The 15,871-nt window shown below is 65.2% G+C and carries 16 protein-coding genes; 8 read left to right on the top strand and 8 right to left on the bottom strand.

All coding sequences use genetic code 11. The annotated features are described in order from the left end of the window. The first annotated feature begins 4 nt into the window (after nt 1-4). A complete protein-coding gene (locus RCP80_RS20250; protein ID WP_308479373.1) occupies nt 5-391 on the top strand; it encodes a VOC family protein in 387 nt (128 codons plus the stop codon). Here the strand turns inward: RCP80_RS20250 and RCP80_RS20245 are convergent. Then, nucleotides 388-696: a DUF2563 family protein gene (locus RCP80_RS20245; RefSeq protein WP_308479372.1), complete on the bottom strand. Its 309-nt coding sequence runs from the start codon at nt 694-696 to the stop codon at nt 388-390. The two genes, RCP80_RS20250 and RCP80_RS20245, sit on opposite strands and share 4 nt — an antisense overlap. Nucleotides 697-838: 142 nt before the next feature. Here RCP80_RS20245 and RCP80_RS20240 point away from each other — a divergent pair, with 142 nt between their 5' ends. The 3 genes from RCP80_RS20240 to RCP80_RS20230 are packed head-to-tail and all read left to right on the top strand — an operon-like array spanning nt 839 to nt 3,629. Continuing rightward, nucleotides 839-2,410 carry a putative alpha/beta hydrolase gene (locus RCP80_RS20240; RefSeq protein ID WP_308479371.1) on the top strand — a complete coding sequence of 524 codons (1,572 nt, stop codon included), beginning with the start codon at nt 839-841 and terminating at the stop codon, nt 2,408-2,410. Next, nucleotides 2,395-3,081 carry a hypothetical protein gene (locus RCP80_RS20235; RefSeq protein WP_308479370.1) on the top strand — a complete coding sequence of 229 codons (687 nt, stop codon included), beginning with the start codon at nt 2,395-2,397 and terminating at the stop codon, nt 3,079-3,081. Before RCP80_RS20240 ends, RCP80_RS20235 begins: the two co-directional genes overlap by 16 nt. 20 nt (nt 3,082-3,101) lie before the next feature. After that, nucleotides 3,102-3,629, top strand: a complete 528-nt coding sequence (locus RCP80_RS20230) for a mycothiol transferase (protein ID WP_308479369.1) — start codon at nt 3,102-3,104, stop codon at nt 3,627-3,629. Here RCP80_RS20230 and mbtM read toward each other — a convergent pair. Both mbtM and RCP80_RS20220 read right to left on the bottom strand, forming a co-directional pair. After that, the gene (gene mbtM / locus RCP80_RS20225; RefSeq protein ID WP_308479367.1) at nt 3,626-5,212 is read right to left on the bottom strand and encodes a long-chain-fatty acid--ACP ligase MbtM; all 1,587 of its coding nucleotides are present in this window, start codon (nt 5,210-5,212) and stop codon (nt 3,626-3,628) included. The two genes, RCP80_RS20230 and mbtM, sit on opposite strands and share 4 nt — an antisense overlap. Further along, the gene (locus tag RCP80_RS20220) at nt 5,209-5,529 is read right to left on the bottom strand and encodes an acyl carrier protein (protein ID WP_308482952.1); all 321 of its coding nucleotides are present in this window, start codon (nt 5,527-5,529) and stop codon (nt 5,209-5,211) included. Before RCP80_RS20220 ends, mbtM begins: the two co-directional genes overlap by 4 nt. A 350-nt stretch (nt 5,530-5,879) precedes the next feature. Here RCP80_RS20220 and RCP80_RS20215 point away from each other — a divergent pair, with 350 nt between their 5' ends. Next, complete coding sequence (locus tag RCP80_RS20215; protein WP_308479365.1) at nt 5,880-6,734, top strand: hypothetical protein; 855 nt, start codon at nt 5,880-5,882, stop codon at nt 6,732-6,734. A gap of 5 nt (nt 6,735-6,739) precedes the next feature. Here the strand turns inward: RCP80_RS20215 and RCP80_RS20210 are convergent, their stop codons facing one another. The 4 genes from RCP80_RS20210 to RCP80_RS20195 form a co-directional block, all read right to left on the bottom strand. Then, entirely contained in the window at nt 6,740-7,099 is a 360-nt protein-coding gene (locus RCP80_RS20210; protein ID WP_308479364.1) for a hypothetical protein, read from the bottom strand. Then, on the bottom strand, nt 7,100-8,620 hold the full coding sequence (locus RCP80_RS20205) for a putative alpha/beta hydrolase (RefSeq protein ID WP_308479362.1): 1,521 nt from the start codon (nt 8,618-8,620) through the stop codon (nt 7,100-7,102). It abuts the gene before it with no gap. Next, entirely contained in the window at nt 8,599-8,916 is a 318-nt protein-coding gene (locus tag RCP80_RS20200) for a DUF2563 family protein (protein ID WP_308479361.1), read from the bottom strand. The genes RCP80_RS20205 and RCP80_RS20200 overlap by 22 nt, the downstream gene beginning before the upstream one ends. Before the next feature lie 173 nt (nt 8,917-9,089). After that, nucleotides 9,090-9,767, bottom strand: coding sequence for a TetR/AcrR family transcriptional regulator (locus RCP80_RS20195; protein WP_373693385.1), 678 nt, complete (start codon nt 9,765-9,767; stop codon nt 9,090-9,092). A 169-nt stretch (nt 9,768-9,936) separates the two neighbouring features. Between RCP80_RS20195 and RCP80_RS20190 the strand changes: the two genes are divergently transcribed. Together RCP80_RS20190 and RCP80_RS20185 are read left to right on the top strand one after the other, a co-directional pair. Continuing rightward, nucleotides 9,937-10,356 (top strand): MmpS family transport accessory protein, encoded by a 420-nt coding sequence (locus RCP80_RS20190; RefSeq protein WP_308479359.1) that lies wholly within the window; start codon nt 9,937-9,939, stop codon nt 10,354-10,356. After that, nucleotides 10,353-13,247 carry an MMPL/RND family transporter gene (locus tag RCP80_RS20185; RefSeq protein ID WP_308479358.1) on the top strand — a complete coding sequence of 965 codons (2,895 nt, stop codon included), beginning with the start codon at nt 10,353-10,355 and terminating at the stop codon, nt 13,245-13,247. Before RCP80_RS20190 ends, RCP80_RS20185 begins: the two co-directional genes overlap by 4 nt. Nucleotides 13,248-13,269: 22 nt before the next feature. On the opposite strand, the gene RCP80_RS20180 is transcribed toward RCP80_RS20185, so the two are convergent. Continuing rightward, nucleotides 13,270-15,294, bottom strand: coding sequence for a prolyl oligopeptidase family serine peptidase (locus RCP80_RS20180; RefSeq protein ID WP_308479357.1), 2,025 nt, complete (start codon nt 15,292-15,294; stop codon nt 13,270-13,272). A 35-nt stretch (nt 15,295-15,329) separates the two neighbouring features. Between RCP80_RS20180 and RCP80_RS20175 the strand changes: the two genes are divergently transcribed. Next, nucleotides 15,330-15,821 (top strand): DUF779 domain-containing protein, encoded by a 492-nt coding sequence (locus RCP80_RS20175; RefSeq protein WP_308479356.1) that lies wholly within the window; start codon nt 15,330-15,332, stop codon nt 15,819-15,821. The last annotated feature ends 50 nt before the right edge of the window (nt 15,822-15,871 follow it).

Raw genomic sequence — 15,871 nt, 5'->3', positions numbered from 1 at the left:
TTCGATGATCGATCACTTCGGAATAAACTGCCGGGACTGGGCCCGCGCGCAGGAGTTCTATGACCGGGTGCTCGGGGTGCTCGGCTACAGCCGACAGCTGGATTATCAGGTGGCCATCGGTTACGGCCGCGACGGGCACCCGGCGTTCTGGATCGGCGATGCTGCCGCCGGTGCCGTCGATGGGCCGAACCGCGAGGTGCACATCGCGTTTCAGGCCGCCGACGCCGACGCGGTGCTCGCGTTCTACGAGGCCGCGCTGGACCTGGGCGCGGAGTCGTTGCACGAACCACGGCTGTGGCCCGAGTATCACGACAAGTACTACGGCGCCTTCGTGCGCGACCCGGACGGCAACAACGTCGAGGCCGTCTTCCACGGCGGAGTTTCGGCTTAGAACGCGTCGCGGACGGCGCGGATCTGCGCCTCGTTGCGCCGTTCCATGTCGTCGAAGCCCGTGGCCACGCAGCGGGCGTGGTCGCCGATCTTGCCGAGCTGCTCGGTGTGGTGCTCGATCAGGCCCACATGGTGTGAGTGAACGCCGAGGACCCTTCGCCCGAAAGCTTTGGCCTCGGAGAAGGTGCCGAAGATTCCCGACGTCACCGCAGTGCGGGACAGCGTGCCTGCGCTTTGATGCGCGTGGTCGGCGGAGTTGTACGAGCCGGTGCCCCCGGCGCGCAAGCCCGCGGTGTTGACGTACATGAGTCCATTATCGAGGTTAGCTGGGCCGGCGCAATTCACTTGTTCTCTGCACGGAATGCGCAGCTCGGAAAAGGTGAGTTGTGGTCTCTCGTCCAGACGGTAGATTTTCCCGCGTGCGGATGCGGGGATTGCGGGGGCGGGCATGAGCAAGCCCAATTTGCGCTGGCTGGATACCGCGACGCTGGTCGCGGCCGCCGGTGGGGACCCGTGGGAGGCCGACCGCGAACTGCAGGAGGGCGACCCGGGGGAGATCAGCGGATTGGCAGACGCGTTCCGGGAGGCTGCCGGGCACCTCAAGGACGCCGATGAACAGTTCAACATCGCCAAGCGGCAGTTCGAAGAGTCCTGGGACCGGGAGGACACCGTCGAGCATCCGATCAACGACGCCGCGGAGGTGCAGAAGGTCAGCGCCGCTCTGGGCGGGCAGCCGGACGCGCTGGCCAAGATCGCGGTGGCGTTGCAGCAGACCGCTGCTGCGCTGGCGACGGCGCAGCGGGACAGTGCTGCCACGATCCGGGATCTCAATGCCGACCTGCACGACATCGACGGTGAGATCGGTGCGGTTGTGAACGAGCTGCCGTTCCGTGCTTCGGAGCTCATCGGCGAGGCTCAGCAGCTCACCAAAGCCGCACTGTTGCAGGTCGATTACACCCGCGGGGCCTACATCGTGGTGCTCCAAGGCGCCGAAACGGAAATGATGGGGGCCGGGTATGTCCCGGCAGCCATCGACGGGTCCGACGGGACGCCAGGGGATACGCCGCAGGAAGCTGCGGCGGAGTACGAGCGCTCCGGTCAGCTCGCCAAGGATCAGGCCGTCGCCGACGAGGCGCGGCGGCTGAATCCACACGGACATCTGCACTGGACGATGGGTCAGATTGCCGCCGACCGCCGACTTGACGACTACCAAAGCGTGACCGATCCCGCCAACGGCGCGGCGCGCTACGGCGATGCCCGGGAGCAGGACGAGGCCGCGCGCCTGGCGGGCAGTCGGCTGGCAGACTTCAACCTGGTCCACTCGATCGGCCCGGTGCCCCGAGACACGGTGATGGGCGGGGATATGCGCGACCGGGCCCGGACGCGTCTGACACTGCAGCGTCAACTCCAGGACGGTCAGCTGCCGTGGAGTCCGTTGGACATGTCAGCTGATGATGCGACGCGGTTGATGAACGATATGGAAGTTCGGGATCGGGCCAACGTCTTGACCAAGCTGTACCAGCAATTACAAGACTGCGGGGTATCGCCGGATGGGGCGCGGGCCATGGTCGACGGGATTTCCCGGGGCGCGATGCCGCAGGAGTATCTGGATGCGGCGAACGCGGCGAGCAAGGTGTTCGGGGCCGGCAAGGACGCAGTGAACGAATTCTCGGAACTGCTTCCGAACGGCCGCCACTGGGGTCCAGGGGTTGCGTTCAGCGAGGCGGATATCCGGGCGTTGAGCGACGTTGGCAGACGGATGGGACGCGTCAGTAGCGCGCTCACGTTGGGCGTAGGCCTCTACGATATTTTCGTCAATGATCGGTCGCCTGTTGAGGTGGCGGCCGAAACTGGGGGCGCGGTAGCCGGCGCATGGGCGCTGGCTCCCTATGGCGCCTCGGTTGGAGGAGCAGCGGCCGGGCCCCCGGGCGCCTTTGTGGGTGCTCTGGTGTTTGGGACAGCGGGCGCGTTCGGCGGTCAAGTCGCGGTGGAAAAGACTATCGAATGGATCAAGAAGTGATTCTTGCCGATTCCGTAAGCATCCACACGCGGGGTCTAGTCGAACTAGCTAACGAACGGCCGCACACACTGATCTTTTATGTATTGACAATGGCGTGTATCGCGCTAACCGTCATCCCCCATGGCAGCCGAGGTGACCTATCAAGGCAGCGCAAAATCTATTGGGGTGGAACTTTTTCAGCGGCAGCCTGTGCCTTTATTGCTGCACTTCCCAATGCCAGCACTGGGCTGATCGTGGCGGGGCTCTGTGTCTTTTGCTTAGTGCTTCCCGCTTACTTTCGTACGCAGTTGATAAAGATCGGTGATCGAGTCATCGCGTTTGACAGCGTGGAAGATCTGCCAGTCAGCGGGGATGGCAAAGACCCCTACACTCCGCGAACCTCTGCTTCAAAGGTGTGGTGGCTTTCCGTTTTTGCCATCTGGATCGGATCAGTAAACATGCTGGGGTATCTGATCGACGGCGAATCGTTGGGTTACGGCCTGTTGGGGTTGTTCATTCTCACCGTTCCCGCGGCAGTAGTCGGGCTCGGCGACGGTATGCATCGCCAACGGATCGCACGCGGCCAATACCTGCAATTCGGCCTCGTCACGGTGATGTCGGCGGGGATCTTCACCGTCTGCTATCTCGTTGCCCACTCGGTGGGGCTGCGTTTGCGTCGACCATCGCGGTAGTCCGGCGTAGCGTCGATGCCATGACAGACACCCCTAACGCACCGGTGCAGGAACTGTTGCGCGACGCATTCACTCGGCTTGTCGAGCATTCCGACGAGCTGACCGACGGGCTCACGGACGAGGTTTCGTTCTACCGCCCGACCCCGGAGGCCAACAGCATCGCCTGGCTGATCTGGCACAGCGCCCGCGGCCAGGATCTCCAGGTCGCCGACATCGCCGGCGTGGAGCAGGTGTGGACCGCGCAAGGCTGGGTCGACCGATTCGGACTGGACCTGCCGCGCGACGCCATGGGCTACGGGCACTCCAGCGCCGACGTCGGCAAGGTCCGCGCCAGCGCGGAATTACTCGCCGGGTATTACCGTGCCGTGCACGCGATGACGCTCGACTACGTCGACACCCTCACCGATGGCGAGCTGGCGCGCGTCGTCGACGACAACTGGGATCCGCCGGTGACCGCCAGTGTGCGGTTGGTCAGCGTGATCGACGACTGCGCACAGCATCTGGGTCAGGCCGCCTACCTACGCGGAATCGCGCCCTCAGGTACTTAGCCGCGATCGGCCACCAAGGTCTGCTGGACCTCGAGCCGGCGTAACTTGCCCGACGACGTTCGCGGCAGCGTCCCCGGCTCCACGAACAGCACCTTGGCGGGCACCACGCCACATTCGGAAGCCACCTTGCGCACCAGCGTGGTTCGGGTTTCTTCCTCGTCGCCGCCACGGAACTCTGCGGCGATGACCAGTCCCGGACGGGCGCTCTTCTCGGCCGACCCGACCGCGACCACGGAGCCTTCGCGCACACCGGGTACCTGGCCGGCGATCCGTTCGATCTCGCTGGGAAACACATTGCGGCCCGCGATGTGAATGAGTTCCTTGACCCGTCCGCAGACCACAAGTCCGTCGTCGGTGAAATAGCCGAGATCGCCGGTCCCGAACCAACTCGTGGCGTCATGCGGTGCATCGCCGAGATAGCCGGTCATCATCGACTCGCCGCGGACCTGGACCTCACCCGCGTCGCGCCCCGCGGCCTCGGCAACGGGAAAGTCCACGGGTTCGATCCGAATTTCCATGCCCCGCACGGCGTTACCGAGAATGGCATGCCGTTGCACTTTCTCGCCCTCCGCGGTGTCAACGCGGACCTCGTCGACCAGCAGGCCGTCGCCGGGCGGGGTGATCGACACCGCGCAGGTGGACTCCGCCATCCCGTAGGCCGGTGACAGCGCGCCCCCGTCGAAGCCGAACCGGCCCAGTTCCGACGCGAACCGGACCATGCCGGCGCAGTCCACGGGTTCGCCCCCGTTGAGGGCGAATCGCACCGCACTGAGGTCGCAATCGGGCAACCGGCGGGCGTACTTTCCGAGCACGTTGTAAGCGAAATTCGGTGCCGCGGTCAGGGTCGCGCGGCTGTGGTCGAGCCAGCCGAGCCAGCGGAACGGCATGGCGGAAAACGCCGAGGTGGGTGCCTGCCACGCGGGCAACCCCGACATCGCGGTGGTCAGCAGGAAGATCAGACCCATGTCGTGATAGAGCGGCAACCAGGAAAGGCCGCAATCGCGGTCGCGGTGCATGCCCACCCGCTCGGTGATGCCACTGACATTGGCCAACACGGCCTCGTGAGAAAGTCGGGCGGTCTTCGGAGTCCCGGTGGAACCGGCGGTGCCCTGCAAGATCGCCGGACGCTCGGTTGAGGCTGGGCGCAGCGTGGTCGAACGACGCGGATGGGCGAGGGCGCTGACATCGTGCACATGACCGCGGGCATCGCTGAACTGCAGGTCAGCCAGTCGCGCACCATGGCTGTACACCGATGAGACCCCGATGTCTCGACAGCGGTTCAGCGTGGCTTGGGACCACTGCGCTGGATCGGCGCCGCGCACGGGCCCGGGCAACAGTGCCACGCTGGCGCCGGCCAACCAGCTGCCGAATATCGCCGATAACAGTTCGATGCTCGGTTCACCAATCAGCGCAACGGCTTCCGCCGGACCGTGGTCGTGTATGGCCTCGGCGAAGTTCTCGGCACGAACGTGCACTTCACCCCACGAGTGCGCTGTCCACGACTCGTTGTCGGGACCGAGCACGTGCACGTCGTGAGGTGACGACGTCAGTGCCGACGTCATGTGTTCAACGAGCCTACTCATCGGATTCCCCCACCGGTTTTCGCATCCAGAATGTCATCGAGTTCGCCGATTGTGTTGGCGCCCACGAAGTCCTGCTCAGTCAGAATGATGTTGAGCTTGGCCTCGATCGCTGCGGCCGCGATGGCGAAGCCCAGCCAGTCCAGCCCGACATCGTTCACCAGTCGGGAGTCCCGGTTGATCCGGTTTGAATTGATATTCAGGTCATCGCAAAAGATTTCGGAAAGCGAGTTACTCACTGTCAGGTGTGCTGTTGACGCCATGACGGGGGACCGTACACAACGAAAATTGGGCCAACCAGACGTACGTTGCGCGCCGATCAGGCCATAGCTAAGGGTTGCCGCCGACTCTGCGCGGGTATGAATTTATTATTTGAGGTCCGCACGGTTGCATCGCTACGCCCCAACGTATTTGGGGTTGACGTGGACGACAATCGCGCTGAATGCGCAGGTGCATGGGGGTCGGTTCATGGCGATGTGACCGGATCGTGCGCTCATGCCGGCGCCGCAGCGCCCGGTCGGTAGGCGTGGCATCTCAGGGTCGGTTCCAGGCGCACCCGTCGCGCACCGTGAATGACAGCAACCCGGAAATTTCGCGAAGTGCGGCCGGGCCGACGCCGTGCGGGCCGTGCTCGGTAAGTTCGAGTGCGACAAGAAGCGGGGAGGGGCCCATGCGGTTCGTACTCACGGCATTGCTGTGGCTGTTGGCCACAGTGGCGCTGGCGGTCGCGCTGCCGACCGCCTGGGCCCAGACCAACCTGGTCGACATCGACGGATACGCCGCGTTCACCGAACGGGCCGCCGCCGATCCAGCGCTGCAGCAGGCGGTGGCCGGGGAATTGGCGACGCAGGTGGTGGCCCTCGGTTACACCGGCGACCAGGACCTGCTGCGCGACGTGGCATCGGCGTATACGTCGGGATCGGCGTTCCCCGCCCAGTTCGCCCAGGCCAACCGGTTTGCGCACCGTTGGATGTTCACCGACACCGTGTCCTCGGGGGAGGATCCACAGGGGCGTTGGGTGGTCGACCTGGCCCCGATGCTCCAGGATCGCTCGTTCAGCGCGACGCTCGAGCGATTCGACATCGCGGTGCCCTCGACGCTGCCGGTGCCGCTGACCCAGAACGCGCCGGATTCGATTCGACCGGGCCAGTTGCGTGTCGTCGCCACCTGGGGGCCGTGGGTGAGCGTGGGTGCGACGGTGCTGGCGGCCGTTCTCGCCTTGCTTACGCTGGCCACGTCCCGATCACGCGGTAAAACCCTTGCTGCCCTGGGGATATCAGGTCTTTTGGTGGGCGCGGCGGGCTGGGCGGGCCTAGAGGTGGGCCGGCGTTATGTCGATGCGGCATTGGCGGAGACCAGCGCTGACATCCGCAAGATTGCCGATGCGTTGATCCGGCACGCGACCGACAGCATGCATCAGTGGCTCAACATCGCGCTGGCCGCGGGCATCGGTCTGGTCGTGGTCGGCGTGCTGGTGGCATTGTTGGGCGGGATGCGGCAACGCACCGTGCGCGAGCCGAGCTGAGCGGTTCAGCCGTCATTGTGCCTTGGTGCCAGCGCGGGAGGACGGTCTGCGCCTCGGTTTCGACGTGTGCCGTAGATGCGCCCTCCGACTTTGACGTGGTTGGTCCACCGCAGGGCGACCGCCACGACAACCGACGCCGCCGCGACCGAAACGAACAAGCCGGCCCGCCAATTCGGCAATGCCGAGAGAAAGAACAACAGGATCGCGAGTGTGGTGCTAGTCCAGTACACACGGCGTTCGATGGAGTCGGGCGACAGTGTCGCTGACTTCCACAGCGGGAAAGTGCTGAGCACCCCACCGAGCACCAGCGCCGCGATACCTAGGTAGCCCAGGACTGCTGAGAAGTCGTTCGAGGTGTTCGCCATCTACCAACTCCTTCCGCCGCCACCACTGAGCAGCGCGGGATCGAATAGGCTGCCCACGCCGCCGCCGATCTTTCCACCAGCAGCTCCGACGACGATCAGTCCGCCTACCGCGGCGACGGCAGTGCCTACCGGGCCGAAGAATGAACCCGCGGCCAGCGTGGCACCGTAAGACCCTGCCATGCCGCCAAGGAGAGTGCCGGTGCTTCGGCCGAAGTCCTCGTTGCTGCCGCCGTTCTGCCAGTCGTCAAAGGCCATGCCGAACTGGATCAAATCGGTCACCCTCACGAGGCGGCCAGCGTACTTCGCCAACACCTTTGCATCATCCGGGGACAAACCGGTAACCAACGCGTGTTTGCCCTGGGGCACGGCGTCGCCGTAGGCCTCGGCTCCAGTGGCGAGGCGACCCGTGCCGTTCAACAGGTTCGTGATGACTTGCTTGGCGCCGTCCGGAGACATCCCGTTGACGGTGAGTAAGGTGAAGGCCTGCCTCGTCGCGGTGACACGCGCGAATTGCTCACCGCTGTTGAGGGTTTCGGTGGCTTGGTCGGGCGTCATGGAGCCGACTTCGTGGTACTGGCCGTCGCCCAGATGGACCCGACCCGATTCGAGTTGGCGCTGCATGTCCAGGCGCTGCCGTGCGCGGGTTCGGGCGTCGCCGCCCAGCATCGGGTCCTTCGGCAGCGGTCCGACGAAGTTGGCCATCCGGAAGTCGTCGAGGCGTTCGCCGGCCAGACGCCGTGCCTCCGGGGTGGCGCCGGGGTCGTTGACGGCGGCGAAGTCGCGCAGACGTCCCGCCGCGTCGGCCTTTCCCTGGGTCATCTCGCCGGGTGCATTGACCAATTCTTCGTCCTTGACGCGCTGGTTGGCGTCGTAGTGCTCGGTTGCGGACTGTCCGCGCTGTTCGGCGCCCGGTACGCCGTCACCGTCGACATCGTCGATGGCCGCCGGATCGTATCCGTGCTTGTGTCGCAGATCGGTCAACGCTTCTTGAAGTTTTCCGGAATAGCTGTCGCGGTAGATCTCGACGGCGCCGAGGGTGGCGCTCGTCTTCTCGATCGCGCGTTTCTCGAACCCGTCGGTGTCCATGTCCGCGTCGAGCGCGGCGCCGATCAACTCGTCGAGTTGCACCAGGTACTCGTTGAGGCTGTCGATGTTCAGGCTGCCCATGCGCTGCACCTCGGCCAGATCGGCCGCGATGTTCTGCAGGTCGATGCCGATGTGGGGGAGTTGTTCGGCCTGGACGAACAGCTGAGTCTGGGCCCGGTGCACCTCGGCGGAGTCGTTGATGGGGTGCTCGCCGTTCTCCCGGTTCCACGAGTCGTGGAAGCGTTCGGTGGCCGCCTTGAACTCGTTCTTGGTTTCCTCGGCGCACGCGCCGGCTTCGTAGAACGCTCGTGCCAGCTCGGAGATCTGGCCGGGGTCACCGGCTTCCAGGGTGGCCATCACCTGCCACGGGTCGCCGCCCACTTCGGCGATCAGCGCGCCGACGTCGATGTGGGTCAGCCTTGGGTAAGCGACCACTGGACCGCTTCGAGGGCTTCGGTGTTCCGTCGTTCCATGTCAACGAAACACGATGCCGTGACGTGCGTTTTGTCGCCGAGCACCCCGAGGCGTCGTTCCTGGTTGCGCAGCTTGTCGACGTGTTGGCTGTGCGCCCCGCTGACCGCCGTCTGAAACAGCTCGGCCGCGGCGAAGTCGCCGAACATCCCGGATCCCACCCGCCCCCGCGACAGCGCGTGGACACCCTCGTCGGCGAACCCGGAGGCGGCGTAGGACTTGTTGGCCCCGGCACGCATCTGCTCGACGTCGACGAACACGATCAGCTCCCCTCAGCAAACTTTGAACCAGAGCTTACTGGCCGCCGTAGGGGTGTCTATTCACCAGTTTCGGGCGGCGGGTTCACCTCGGGTCCGCCGAGCGTGCGGCTTTATCCGCCCCGACGGCGAGTCGCGGATGAAACCGCGCTTTCGCGCCCGGCCCGAGCGGAAAGCTAGGGCTCCCAGGCGTGCATCGCCGCGTCGAGACCCTGATCGTCCAGCGCGGGCACCGGCAACGGCGGATTACTGTTGCTGCAGCGCATCCCGTCCAGCAGCAGCGCGGTGAACCGACGCCACAGATGGTTGTCGACGTGTCCCGCGAACTCGCTGACCATGCCGCCGATCAGGCTGATGATCGGCATGTCGGTGGCCGAGATGTCCGCACGCAGGCTCCCGGCGAGTTGGGCTCGCTCAACCAGTTTCGCGACTATCGGACCGAGCCGTTCCTGCGCCGCGATCACTCGATCGCCGCCGTATGTCTTGCTGAACGCGATCTCCCGAAGGCCGCGGTCGGTGGCGGTGAGCTCACACATCTGCTCGACGAACCACGCAAAGCCGTCCCAGGGGTCGTCGCGGCGCAGGCCGGCTTCGGCAAGCTCGGTGAGTTGGTCCAGGCCGTCGACGAAGATCGCTTCGAGCAGTTCGTCCTTGGTGCCGAACCGCCGGTACACCGTCCCCACCCCAACTCCGGCGTGGTGGGCGACGTCGTTGAGGTTGGGTTCCAAGCCCCTGGCCGCGAACAGATCACGGGCCGCCGCGAGCACCCGTCTGCGATTGCGCTCGGCATCTTTACGCAGCGGGCGACCTGGGGACTCATGCGCGGTCACCGATCCGAGTGTAATGCGACCCACACCAAAGCGGATTGACCTCATCCAGTTAGTTCGTTAGCTTTTCTGATTAACCCTGCGACCCGTGTTCGGCCCCGGGGTCCGCACGACGCCGGAAGGCCACCACATTGACTGCCGTCGATCGATTCCGACCTGTGCTGTCGGCCGCCGTCTGCCCGAGGGGACGCCGGCGATGAAGCTGATCATGCGCGTCTGGCTACCGGCCATGATCGTCGTCGCGGCGGTAGTCGGCTTTCTCACGGTGTCGCAGCTGCGGACGGTATTCGGTTCCGAACCGGTCCTGGTGACGCCGATCGGCGCGGACACCGCGGAGAAGTTCATCCCCAAGGTCGTGACCTACGAGGTGTTCGGTTCGGGCACCGCAGTGGTCAACTATCTCGACCTCGACGGCAAGCCGGTGCGCGCCGGAACCGTGGCGCTGCCGTGGACCTTGACGCTGGAGACCACGGCACCGTCGGTCGCGCCGAACATCATTGCCCAAACCGACGGGCAGACGATCACCTGCCGGATCACCGTGGACGACGAAATCAAGGATGAAAAGATGGTCACGGGTGTCAACGCCCAGACGTTCTGTTTGGTGAAGTCCGCATGACCGCACCGGTCGACGAACCCGCGACAGAACCGAACCCCATCACCCGACCGAAGCGGGCATGGCTGCCGCGGCTGATCCGGCTCTTCGCACTGCCGATCATCTTGGCGTGGATTGTCATCGTCGCTTTGCTCAACACCGCGGTGCCGCAACTGGAGGTGGTGAGCAAGCAGCGCGCGGTCTCGATGAGTCCGCAGGATGCGCCGTCGATGATCGCGATGAAGCGCATCGGTACCACGTTCGAGGAGTACGACACCAGCAGTTCGGTGATGGTGGTGCTCGAGGGCGAGGACAAGCTGGGAATCGAAGCGCTCGCGTTCTATGAGCAGATGGTCCGCGACCTGCGCGCGGACACCGAACACGTCCAGTACGTGCAGGACCTCTGGTCCGACTCATTCACCGCGGCCGGCGCGCAGAGCGTCGACGGCAAGGCCGCCTACACCCAGGTCTATATCGCCGGCGACCAAGGCGAGACCTTGGCCAACAAGTCGGTGCAGTCCGTCCGCGACATCGTCGTAAGGCACCCGACGCCCCCAGGGGTGGACGTGTACGTGACGGGCGCGGCAGCGACGATGACAGATCAGAACGCCGTGGGCGACAAGAGCATGCGGACGATCGAAACGCTCACCTTCGGTCTCATCGTGGTCATGCTGTTGGTGATCTACCGGTCCATAACAACGAGTTTGGTCCTGCTCAGCATGCTTGCCATGGGACTGCTGGGCGCGCGCGGATTGATCGCCTTCTTGGGCCATCACAACGTTTTTGGGCTGACGACCTTCGCCACCAACCTGGTGGTCACCCTGACCATCGCGACGGCGGTCGACTACGGGATCTTCCTGGTCGGCCGCTATCAGGAGGCGCGCCGATCCGGTGAGGACCGAGTATCGGCGTACTACACGATGTTTCACGGGACCGCGCACGTGGTGGCGGCTTCCGGATTGACCATCGCCGGTGCCACCTTCTGCCTGAACTTCACCCGGCTGCCCTACTTCGAGAGCATGGGCTATCCGATGTCCGTGGCGATGGTGTTCGGCATCGTGATCGCCTTGACGTTCGGTCCCGCGATGATCTCGTTGGTTAGTCGGTTCGGCAACGTGCTGGAGCCCAAGGCCAAGACGTCGACCCGGGCGTGGCGTCGGATCGGCACCTCGACCGTCCGCTGGCCCGGTGCGTTCTTGGTGATCGCCCTCGCGGGATGCCTGGTCGGCCTGCTTGCGCTGCCCGGTTATCACACGACCTACAACGACCGGCTGTTTCTGCCCGACGACATACCGGCAAACGTCGGTTACGCGGCGGCGACTCGGCATTTCTCCGAGGCCCGGATGAACCCGGACGTGTTGATGGTCGAGACCGACCGCGATCTGCGAAACCCCGCAGGGTTCCTGATGATCGACAAGATCGCGAAGGCGCTCGCGGGCGTCGAGGGAATTGCCCAGGTGCAGGCCATCACCCGGCCCGATGGCAAGCCGATCGAACATACGACCATCCCGTACATGATCGGCCAGCAGGGCGTCGGCCAGCTGATGGCCAACGACTACCAACAGCGCGTCATCGACAACATCTTGGCTCAGGCCGACGAGATGCAGAACACCGTCGACTCCATGGAGACAATGCATTCCATCACCGTGGAACTGTCCGAGGTTACGCGGCGCATGGCTGACAAGATGGGCGACACTTCCGTAACCTTGCAAGAGGTGCGCGATCACTTGGCCAACTTCGACGACTTTTTCCGCCCGATACGCAACTACTTCTACTTCGAGCCACACTGTTACAACATTCCGGTCTGTTGGGCCATGCGTTCGATTTTCGAAACGATCGACGGGATGTCGACGATGTCCGACGACTTCCAAGACATGGTGCCGGACCTCGACCGGATGGCCGATCTGACGCTGCAGATGACCGCCGTGATGCCGGCGATGATCCAGTCGATGAAAAACCAGAAGCAGATGATGCTGAACCAGTATCAGGTCCAGAAGGCTCAGCAGGACCTGACGATGGCACAGCAGGAAGACAGCTCCGCAATGGGCGAGGCGTTCGACGAAGCCCTGAACGACGACTCGTTCTACGTTCCGCCGGAAGCATTCACCAACGCCGACTTCATCCGCGGCATGGATCTGATGATGTCACCGGATGGGCATGCCGTCCGGTTCACCATCATTCACCAGGGTGACCCGCTGACCGAAGAGGGCATCTCCCGCATCGAACCGCTCAAAAAGGCTGCGGCTGCGGCGATCAAGGGGACTCCACTGGAAGGCTCCCTGGTCTACGCCGGCGGCACCGCGGCGATGTTCGACGACATGCAGGAAGGCGCGGATTACGACCTGCTCATCGCGGTCACCGCGGCCCTCATGTTGATCCTCGTCATCATGATGATCATCACCCGGGCCTTGGTGGCCGCGCTGGTCATCGTCGGCACCGTGGCGCTGAGCTTGGGCACCGCATTCGGGATGTCGGTGGTGCTGTGGCAACACGTCATCGGACTTCCCCTGCACTGGATGGTGCTACCGATGTCGGTCATCGTTCTGGTGGCCGTCGGCGCGGACTACAACCTGCTGCTGGTATCGAGAATGAAGGAGGAAGTCCACGCCGGATTGCGCACCGGCATCATCCGCGCCATGGCCGGCAGCGGCCCCGTGGTGACGGCCGCCGGCCTGGTGTTCGCCTTCACGATGGCGACAATGGCGGTCAGCGATCTGATCGTCATCGGCCAGGTCGGCACCACGATCGCGATAGGCCTGATCTTCGACACCTTCGTGATCAGAGGGTTGATGACACCGTCGCTCGCCACCCTGCTCGGACGCTGGTTCTGGTGGCCGCTGCAGGTGCGTCCGCGGCCGCGGCCGTCGCCGTGGCCCCAGCCGGTCCAGCGTGAGCCAGAGGATGCGGTGACCTGACGCAGCCAGGCGCGGGGCAGGTCTATTCGGTCGCCACCGAGCCCAGCATGCGGTGCAGGAAGTTGTAGCTGAGGGCGGACTTGAACGCGGTCTGCGCGTTGTCGGCCGCACCCGCGTGGCCGCCCTCGATGTTCTCGTAGTACCGCACCCGGTGCCCGGCGGCCTCCAGCGCGGCGGTCATCTTGCGGGCGTGGCCGGGGTGCACCCGGTCGTCGCGGGTCGAGGTGGTCATCAGCAGCGCGGGGTAGTCGGCCTCGGGCGAAATATTCTGGTATGGCGAGTATTCGGCCATGAACTCCCAGTCCGACGGCTCGTCGGGATTGCCGTATTCCGCGACCCACGACGCACCGGCCAGCAGCAGGTGGAACCGCTTCATGTCCAACAATGGCACCTGGCACACCAGCGCACCGAACAATTCCGGGTACCGGGTCAGCATGACGCCCATCAGCAGCCCGCCGTTGCTGCCACCCTGGGCACCCAGGTGTTCGACGTCTGTGATGCCCTTGGTGACGAGATCCCGTGCCACCGCGGCGAAGTCCTCGTACACCTTGTGGCGGTTCTCCCGCATCGCTTGGGTGTGCCAGGTGGGGCCGTACTCCCCGCCGCCGCGGATGTTGGCCAGCACGTAGGTGCCGCCGCGCGCGAGCCAGAGCCGGCCGAGCACGCCGTCGTACCCCGGCGTCCTGGCGACCTCGAAACCGCCGTAGCCGCCCAGCAGCGTCGGCCGGGGGCCGTCGGCGTTGGACGGGCCCACGACGAAGTAGGGCACCGCGGTGCCGTCCGCCGAGGCGGCGAAATGCTGTACCACTTCGAGGTGTTCGGCATCGAAGAACGCGGGCGCGGACTTGACGGCCTCGAGTGCGCCGCCCGCCGGCCCCCACAACAGCTGGGAGGGGGTGGTGAAACCGCTGGAGTCCAGGAACACCTCATCGGAGAGTTCGTCGGTGGTCACGATCACGGTGTTGGTGTTCTCGGGGATGCCCGGCACGGCGGCCCGCTCCCAGCTGCCGGGAGTGAGCACCTCCACGCGGCTGGCCACATCGGCCAACGTCACCATCACCAGCCGGTCCCGCGTCCAGGCGTAGTGATGCAGCGCGGTGTGTGCATCCGGCTCGAAAACCGCGGTCAACGACGCTGTGCCGGATAGGAATTCGTCGTAGTCGGCGGCCAGCAACGATCCGGCGGGGTACTCGACGGTGCCGGCGAACCAGGGCGAGCGCAGTTCGATCAGCAGCCAGTTCCGGTGGGCCGACACCGATGCGTCGGTGGGCGCGTCGATGCGGATCAACTCCTCCCCGCGCAACTCGTAGACCTCGTCGTTGAAGAAGTCGACGGCGCGGCGGATGAAGGTGCGCTCGAAACCCGGTGTCCGGTCCACCGCGGCCGCCGCGATGACGTCCTGTTTCGATGCGGTGAACACCGTCTGCGCCTCGGCCAGCGGCTGTCCGCGCCGCCACCGCTTCACCATGCGGGGGTAGCCGGAGTCGGTCAGGGAGTCCGGCCCGAAGTCGGTGCCGATCAGTACGGCATCGGCGTCAGCCCAGGTGATCTGTGTCTTCGCCTCGGGCACCTCGAACCCGTCGGACACGAATTCCAGTGTCGCCATGTCAAATTCACGGACAATGGCCGCATCCGACCCGCCCCGGGAAAGGCTGACCAACGCGCGGCTGTAATCGGGTTCGATGACATCGGCCCCGGCCCACACCCAGTTGGCATCGTCGACCTCGGCGAGCTTGTCGACGTCGATGAGCACCTCCCAGTCGGGGGTATCGGTGCGGTACTGCGCCAAGGTGGTGCGACGCCACAGGCCCCGTGGATTGGCCGCGTCACGCCAGAAGTTGTAGAGGAATTTACCGCGGCGGCGCACGTAGGGGATCCGGGAATCGGTGTCCAGTACCTCGAGGGCCTCGGAACGCATCTGCTCGAAGCGCTCGTCGCGGAGTTCGGCCAGGGTGGGTTCGTTGTGGGCGCGCACCCAGTCCAGGGCGTCGTCGCCGGTGATGTCCTCGAGCCAGAGGTACGGGTCGGTTGCCGTCACGTCAGCCATGTCGCCATTGTCCCGGCACCAGTAGGGTGGCGTGCATGGCGGTCCCCCCGCGTGTGCTGATCACCCGCACCGCCGCCGACCACCTCGGCGGTCTGCAGCAGCGGCACGGCCCGGTGATGTTCCACCAATCCGGCGGCTGTTGCGATGGCTCGTCGCCGATGTGCTACCCCGACGGCGACTTCATCGTGGGCGACCGCGACGTGTTGCTCGGGCTGCTCGACGTGAGCTGTGAGCGGCAACCCGACGGCGTGCCGGTGTGGATCTCCGGGCCGCAGTTCGACGCCTGGCAGCACACTCAGCTGGTGATCGACCTGGTCGCGGGCCGCGGTGGCGGGTTCAGCCTCGAGGTCCCCGACGGGGTGCGTTTCCTGGCCCGGGGCCGGGCCTTCACCGAACCCGAACTCACAGCATTGGCGCAGGTCCCGGCCCTCACCGGGGCTGACTACGAACGCGGACTCGCCCCGCCCGGCCCGCGTGGCGCGGTGGTGGCCGAGGCCGCAGATGTCTGTCCTGTACCAAATCGGTAACTGTGTGTGCCACGCCGCGCGGGTAGCCGGGTCGACACCGGATCGCGCCG

The organism is Mycolicibacterium sp. MU0053 (genome assembly GCF_963378095.1).
Taxonomy (GTDB): domain Bacteria; phylum Actinomycetota; class Actinomycetes; order Mycobacteriales; family Mycobacteriaceae; genus Mycobacterium; species Mycobacterium burgundiense.
The sequence above is the reverse complement of the archived record's forward strand: the minus strand, read 5'-3'. Positions and strand labels throughout refer to the sequence as shown.

What these genes read in the sequence shown, in the direction of transcription:
- RCP80_RS20215 (WP_308479365.1), top strand. Translation starts at nt 5,880, where the DNA reads ATGCGGTTCGTACTCACGGCATTGCTGTGGCTGTTGGCCACAGTGGCG.
- RCP80_RS20230 (WP_308479369.1), top strand. Translation starts at nt 3,102, where the DNA reads ATGACAGACACCCCTAACGCACCGGTGCAGGAACTGTTGCGCGACGCA.
- RCP80_RS20240 (WP_308479371.1), top strand. Translation starts at nt 839, where the DNA reads ATGAGCAAGCCCAATTTGCGCTGGCTGGATACCGCGACGCTGGTCGCG.
- RCP80_RS20175 (WP_308479356.1), top strand. Translation starts at nt 15,330, where the DNA reads ATGGCGGTCCCCCCGCGTGTGCTGATCACCCGCACCGCCGCCGACCAC.
- mbtM (WP_308479367.1), bottom strand. Translation starts at nt 5,212, where the DNA reads ATGAGTAGGCTCGTTGAACACATGACGTCGGCACTGACGTCGTCACCT.
- RCP80_RS20180 (WP_308479357.1), bottom strand. Translation starts at nt 15,294, where the DNA reads ATGGCTGACGTGACGGCAACCGACCCGTACCTCTGGCTCGAGGACATC.
- RCP80_RS20245 (WP_308479372.1), bottom strand. Translation starts at nt 696, where the DNA reads ATGTACGTCAACACCGCGGGCTTGCGCGCCGGGGGCACCGGCTCGTAC.
- RCP80_RS20210 (WP_308479364.1), bottom strand. Translation starts at nt 7,099, where the DNA reads ATGGCGAACACCTCGAACGACTTCTCAGCAGTCCTGGGCTACCTAGGT.
- RCP80_RS20190 (WP_308479359.1), top strand. Translation starts at nt 9,937, where the DNA reads ATGAAGCTGATCATGCGCGTCTGGCTACCGGCCATGATCGTCGTCGCG.
- RCP80_RS20235 (WP_308479370.1), top strand. Translation starts at nt 2,395, where the DNA reads ATGGATCAAGAAGTGATTCTTGCCGATTCCGTAAGCATCCACACGCGG.
- RCP80_RS20185 (WP_308479358.1), top strand. Translation starts at nt 10,353, where the DNA reads ATGACCGCACCGGTCGACGAACCCGCGACAGAACCGAACCCCATCACC.
- RCP80_RS20250 (WP_308479373.1), top strand. Translation starts at nt 5, where the DNA reads ATGATCGATCACTTCGGAATAAACTGCCGGGACTGGGCCCGCGCGCAG.